This window comes from Enterobacter sp. PL_is514 (assembly GCF_055816715.1).
Genome location: NZ_JBVPGN010000009.1, coordinates 1 through 3,365, shown reverse-complemented (window position 1 = coordinate 3,365; position 3,365 = coordinate 1). Strand labels below are relative to the sequence as shown.

The 3,365-nt window shown below is 44.4% G+C and carries 4 protein-coding genes and 2 pseudogenes; all 6 read left to right on the top strand.

Features of this window, described 5'->3' with window-relative positions; all coding sequences use genetic code 11:
• Positions 1–63 precede the first annotated feature (63 nt).
• Positions 64–1,135, top strand: a pseudogene (locus AC0TNG_RS00125) (RHS repeat domain-containing protein); the annotation flags it as partial.
• Between the two features lie 154 nt (positions 1,136–1,289).
• On the top strand, positions 1,290–1,760 hold the full coding sequence (locus AC0TNG_RS00120; protein WP_024907041.1) for an Imm26 family immunity protein: 471 nt from the start codon (positions 1,290–1,292) through the stop codon (positions 1,758–1,760).
• Between the two features lie 41 nt (positions 1,761–1,801).
• Positions 1,802–1,993 (top strand): annotated as a pseudogene (locus tag AC0TNG_RS00115) (DUF6386 family protein); the annotation flags it as partial.
• Positions 1,994–2,019: 26 nt separating this feature from the next.
• On the top strand, positions 2,020–2,688 hold the full coding sequence (locus AC0TNG_RS00110; protein ID WP_473712398.1) for an HNH endonuclease family protein: 669 nt from the start codon (positions 2,020–2,022) through the stop codon (positions 2,686–2,688).
• 83 nt (positions 2,689–2,771) lie between these two features.
• Positions 2,772–2,888 carry a hypothetical protein gene (locus tag AC0TNG_RS00105; protein WP_350310066.1) on the top strand — a complete coding sequence of 39 codons (117 nt, stop codon included), beginning with the start codon at positions 2,772–2,774 and terminating at the stop codon, positions 2,886–2,888.
• A 72-nt stretch (positions 2,889–2,960) separates the two neighbouring features.
• Complete coding sequence (locus AC0TNG_RS00100; protein WP_023292191.1) at positions 2,961–3,158, top strand: hypothetical protein; 198 nt, start codon at positions 2,961–2,963, stop codon at positions 3,156–3,158.
• The last annotated feature ends 207 nt before the right edge of the window (positions 3,159–3,365 follow it).

Below are 3,365 nucleotides of genomic sequence, written 5' to 3'. Positions count from 1 at the left end.
CATTCAAAACAAATCAAACGTTAAACAAGAAGTTCATTACGTCGCCATCTTTAACGATGTAATCTTTATCGATGGGACAACTTTACCGGCAATGCCCAGCGCCCGTCGCCGCGCCGCTGGTCCCGGCGCCTGGAGTACGATTATCGCAATAACCTGGTGCGGGAAGAACGGGACGATAACCCGTTTAACTGGAACCGCTGGCAGTACGACAGCGCCGGGGCCTGCTCGCTCAGGACGGCTCGCTGCCCGGTCAGGAGCAGTGGCACTGGGATGCGGCTGGTAACCCGTTAGAGGGCGCTGGAAAGAAGACTGCCCATAACCGGGTCACGCAACTGAACGGTATTCAGTGGCGTTATGACATCCACGGCCGTCCCGTAGAGAAGGATAACGGCCAGATCCGCTGGCACTACCGGTACGACGGCGAACACCGCCTGACGGAGGTTATTAGCCAGCCGCGGGATCGCAACAGGCCGCAGATGCAGGTCAGCTTCCGCTACGACCCGCTCGGACCACGCATCAGCAAAATGCGACGCCAAATGCAAGGCGGACAGCTAACCGGCAAGCCGGTTTGTCTGGGAAGGGTTCCGTCTGCTGCAGGAGCTGCACGGAGACGTGCCTCTGACCTATGTCTACAGCGACCAGGACAGCTACGACCCGCTGGCGCGAATTGACGGCGTGGAAGCGCCGGGGATCTTCTGGTTCCACTGCCAGTCCAACGGCACGCCAGAGCGGATGACGGAAAGCGAAGGGCAGGTGCGCTGGGAAGGGGTGAACAGCGCCTGGGGCAAGCTGTTGCGGGAAAGCGAGACGCAGGGATCAGGATATTCCCAGAACGAGCGGATGCAGGGGCAACACCTGCATTGTGAGAGAGTTGCACGACAATCTGTTCAGGTATTACGACCCGGACTGCGGACGGTTTACGCATCAGGACCCGATAGGGCTGGCGGGGGGATAAATCTTTACCAGTATGCGCCGAATGCGCTGGGGGGATCCTATAGGTTTAACCGCTTGCAAAAATGGAAGCCCTAAACGGTCAGTGAGAAACATGTCATTTGCTGACTGGATTAAAAGAAAGGCAAAAGGTGGGAATAATACCCATGTGTATTTAGGATTTAGAATCACTGAAGAAGGCTAAATCGCGGTCATGCACGGAGCATAGAATAAGCAGTTATTCACAATAATTCCCATTTTGAAAATTCTATCAATAGCATAAGTCCTACAAGAAAGTTATACTCGGATGCTGCTTTGTGGGGTGGAAACTGGCTTAAAAACAATGGGGTTAATGTAAAATGGCCGACAGACTTACAGTAGTGTCAGGAAATGAAAAGCAAAAAAAGTGGCCAAAAGAAGGCGATGTTTTTTACTTCCAGTTAAATGATGATCGATTAGGCTATGGTATGGTCGCCCTGGGTAAAATAGATGTCGGCCCATTCAAAAATACTATAGTTATATATATATATGACTATTTTACTTCTTCGCTTCAAGAAGATGCTGTATTGGCAAAAGATAATTTGCTATTGCCACCAATTATTACTGATAATTCATGTTGGAAAAACGGTTCTTTCGTAACGTTTAAAACTATCGAAACGAGCGAAGTGGATATTTTACCACAGCATTATTTTAAAAATCCTGTCAGAAATAAAATATATGATCAGCATGGAGTGCCAATTGAATCGCCGACTGAGAATATACCAGTCGGTGAAGAGTCGATTCAATTCTATAAAAGCATTATAAAATCTATAGAAAGCTTTGTTAACTAATAGGCTAGACCGGAGAGGTATTTCCGGCCTTTGCTTACGCAATGAGAAAAATCATAAGCATACAAACAGATACTACCACTTTAGTTATTTATGATTTGATATCATTAAAGCATAGAATAAATGGAGACGTAGATTGGTGGAGTCTTCCAGAAGATGAAGTAGAAGAGGTAAATAAAGGGAATGTATTATTTCTCAATCTTGGGGATGATGGCGCCTATAAAGTCAATATTAAAAAAACTTACCTAAAAACATGTTTAGAATGAGTGACGGAAAACACTTCCAGAAAGCGAACAGACAATTATATTATAAAATGAATAATGACCCATCATATAGAGCTTCCCTTGAGGAAAAATTCCCGGGCATATTTGAAAAGGTTTCACCAGGTAAGCGTGGCGCGCTCCTAAGAACAGCTCCAACAGGTTCTGGTTGGGAAACAACTTGGCATCATCATGAGCGAGTTGGTGGGTTGTTACAATTGGTTGATTGGCCAGATCATAACTCAAGGCATCTGGATTATGACCCGAAAGGATATGGTGGAAGAAAAACTTGGGGGGGGCTCGATGCAGATAATTGTGAGGGTATAATGAATACATATACATCTATAGATGAATTAATAGCAAGTCTTTCTCAGTTAGAGCCTGGTGAATGGATTTATACTAATATAAACACATGGGAAGCACGGCCTGAAGATACTCACTTCTTTTATATTTCTTGGGGTTATATCCAAAGTTTGGAGGATGACGAAATATACCTTGATGAAGAGGGTCTGGAAATGCCCTTAGCAGTAGAAACTTTTTCTTTGAAAGGATGGATGTTAGTCAGTTCTTTGAACTATATGGTGAAGAATAAAAATAGTGGAGGTCATGGGAATAAATGGTTTATCGATGAGGTGAATTATTATAGGGAAAATGACACATATAGAACATGATTTTAATAATGATGAGCAGTTCGCTTAATTAAGCAACCAATTCGAAATGCCTTGACAAAAGCCCACGCTCTGTCGTTTCTGGAATGCGGGGCGGAAAAGCTCCAATAGTGCATGATACACAGTGGAGCGGGAAAAATAGATCTTATGTCCTACACCAGAGAACCCCTATCCAACATGGAGGCGGTATTTATGATGATTGATAATCAAGTAATCGTTACAACAAAATATCACCTTGACATTCTAGATCGTGCTTATCATTTTTGAGGTATAATATGCAAAGACAAGTGCTTATCGAACTAATAAGGAAAATCCAACACAGCGAAGGGACAGAAGAAGAAGCTGATAATGACATCGACCTCCTTTGTAGAAGTGTCGCAGATCCTCAGGCAGCTAATTATATTTATTATGAAGAACTTAGCGCAGAAGAAATTGCGGATAAAATTATAAGTTATAAACCACTTCAATTATAAGTAGTATTCGGGGGGCGCAATGAGTCCCCCATATTGAAAAAAACCATCCCAAAGCTTGGTTTTTTTCATTCAAAACAAATCAAACGTTAAACAAGAAGTTCATTACGTCGCCATCTTTAACGATGTAATCTTTATCGATGGGACAACTTTACCGGCAATGCCCAGCGCCCGTCGCCGCGCCGCTGGTCCCGGCGCCTGGAGTACGAT

Coding starts and splice junctions, on each gene's coding strand:
- AC0TNG_RS00120 (WP_024907041.1), top strand. CDS start 1,290: ATGGCCGACAGACTTACAGTAGTGTCAGGAAATGAAAAGCAAAAAAAG.
- AC0TNG_RS00110 (WP_473712398.1), top strand. CDS start 2,020: ATGAGTGACGGAAAACACTTCCAGAAAGCGAACAGACAATTATATTAT.
- AC0TNG_RS00105 (WP_350310066.1), top strand. CDS start 2,772: ATGCGGGGCGGAAAAGCTCCAATAGTGCATGATACACAGTGGAGCGGG.
- AC0TNG_RS00100 (WP_023292191.1), top strand. CDS start 2,961: ATGCAAAGACAAGTGCTTATCGAACTAATAAGGAAAATCCAACACAGC.